Raw genomic sequence first — 1710 nt, forward strand, 5'->3', positions numbered from 1 at the left:
GCCCTGCCGACATGCCCGCCACGAGCTGAACGGACCCAGCACCAGGCTCCTGCACACCCCCAAACAACCACGTCCCCGACAACCTGACAACGCCTTCTTCTGCTCGGTGCGGGCGGTGTGGAGGGGTTCGGGGTAGAGGGTGAGCGTGGGGTTGCGGCGCTGGGCCGAGGTGCACTGGGACAGGGCGGGGCATGTCCGGCAGTCACTGCGGGCGAACTCCACGACGATGACGTCGCGGCCGTGCTGGGTGACCGGGTGCAACCCGCTGCTGATGGCACCCTGCGGGCAGCGGGCCGGGCGGGCTTTCCAGTCGATGGTGAAGGCGAACTTGTCGTAGCCGTTGGCCGTCTTGGCCTGCGGAGAGTGGTTCATGGGTCATCACGCGTCCGGACGGGAACCGCTGTGGCCCGTGTCCACGGCATCGTCCAGGCCTGCCTCACCAGGCAGATCCTGGTTCTGGCGGACCGGGCATACCAGGGCGTCGGCGCCGCCTTCCGTTCCCCCTGCTACCACCACCGGATCCAGCCGGTCTCATACCAGCAGTTCAACCAAGACCATGCCCGACTCCGGGCTCCCGGCGAACGCGCCTTCGCCTCAAGACCCGGCGGGTCCTCCGACGGCCCCCTGCTCCACCCGCCGCACCCGCCGCACCAGCCGCACCGTCCAAGCAAGCCTGCGACTACTCAGGATGAAAAAGCTTCCCTTTGCCGGGTTCAAGGTGGATCTTCCGCCCGCCAGGGCATGGCCGCCGCCCGGGCCACGGGAAGCCGCAGGGCAGACAGCCGAAATGCTCCGCCCGGCAGCGGCCCGCCTCGTGGGGCAGCAGCTGGGGCTGCGAGCACACAGGCTGGCCCCGCCGAGATCTTCCCGGTGTCGCGGGGACAGCCAGGGCCGGCCCGCCAGAATGACACAGCGCTCGTTCGAGATGGGCTGCCCCACCAGCGGAGTGGCCCGCTCCGAGGTTTGCCCACTCGTGAGGGCCCAATAGACAGCACGTAGCGTTCGGGGCAGCGGTGTCTGGCGGGTGAAAGAATCGTTTTGAGGATCGTGACCGCTGATCAGCGACAGTTCTTGCCTCCTGGCCCGGAGCCAGGCCGACTCATGCCCGGTGCCCTCATTACCACGCAGATCCAGCCGGACACTGCCGGATCTGGTCGGCATGCCCGCCGCGGCGGTACCGAAGACGTCGCAGACCCGTCCGAACCCCTGTATGCGCGACTCGCAGCGGAGTGGACCGCCCGCGGCGCCGCGGTCCCCGGTATGCCCGATCCCCTCTGGCAGCGCCTTATCTCCGCAGAGCACTTCGAGCGGGAAACCGAATCCATCCTGCAGCGGCTACACCTCGCTGCGGACCCGACTCCACCCTTGTGTCGGCCGGATCCGGACGTCGGAGATTCACGCGAACCACCCCCCGGCACCAGTGAGCTTGTTCAGCGGTGAGCGTCGAGGGTGAGGGCGGCTTTGACGATTGACGTCATCCGGTTCTGGCAGCGGGCTTTGCGGAGGATCCGCCAGGTCTTGACCGACGCGATGGTTCTCCCGAGGGGCCACCCTAGACGCGAGTGCCGCCCGGTTGACGCACCTCTGTTTGACGGTGAGGTCTCTACCCGGCCGTGGGTCTGTCAATCGAACGGTGTATCCAGGATGGTTGGGGTTACTGGCGGGCTGTGGAGAGGCGGCCGTCGAAGGTGATGTCGAAGGCGTTCAGGG

General features: G+C 67.8%; 1 protein-coding gene and 1 pseudogene. One reads left to right on the top strand and one right to left on the bottom strand.

Going from position 1 to position 1710, the window contains the following annotated elements; translation table 11 throughout:
- Nucleotides 1–372: transposase (locus tag ABZX75_RS34275; RefSeq protein WP_355418148.1), on the bottom strand; the 372-nt coding region annotated here is incomplete at its 3' end.
- A gap of 42 nt (nucleotides 373–414) precedes the next feature.
- Here ABZX75_RS34275 and ABZX75_RS34280 point away from each other — a divergent pair.
- Nucleotides 415–620 (top strand): annotated as a pseudogene (locus ABZX75_RS34280) (IS5/IS1182 family transposase); the annotation flags it as partial.
- Nucleotides 621–1710 lie beyond the last annotated feature (1090 nt).

This window comes from Streptomyces sp. NPDC003038 (assembly GCF_040611115.1).
GTDB lineage: Bacteria > Actinomycetota > Actinomycetes > Streptomycetales > Streptomycetaceae > Streptomyces.